A 525-nucleotide genomic window follows, 5' to 3' on the forward strand; every position below is an offset into this window, starting at 1 on the left:
TTTTAAAATTCAAAGGTTTTGCTTTCCGAATTTGATATGGAGAAATAATCCATTTCCAATTGATCAAGTATCCATTTTTCTTTATCTTCATTATAAAATACAGTCAGTGCAGTAGGGCGCATATAGTTATTTTTTTCTAAATCCCCTGTCAACCAATCAAAATATCGGATAGGTTCATGGAATGTAAGTTCCGCCTCGACTGTAATTGTATATGCATCAAGTTCCTCATTATAAGTGGTATGGAAAAATGAAGTTTTGTCATATACTGCTTTTAATAATTTCGCTGTGTATTTTGGCCTTTCTTCCTTTATTCCTCTAATATTCTTTTTCGCCTGTTTGATAAGATTTTCGGATACACCTCCCTTTAATGAGGAGACGTCCTTTTTACTCAGTGATGAATAGTATTCAGAAATAGTATTATTAAGTTGTTTCATAAGTTTGTTTTGTTGTTCTTCAGTTAAAACGTAAATATCTTCAAGGAATAAACGGTTATTGTCTACTGTTACTATTTGGCTTTTTGCTGTT

General features: G+C 31.6%; 1 protein-coding gene. It reads right to left on the minus strand.

Features of this window, described 5'->3' with window-relative positions:
• Positions 1-2 precede the first annotated feature (2 nt).
• On the minus strand, positions 3-525 hold a 523-nt coding region (locus AC3G7N_RS22565; protein ID WP_489424331.1), incomplete at its 5' end, for a hypothetical protein.

The sequence above is a fragment of the Virgibacillus carmonensis genome (assembly GCF_057836705.1).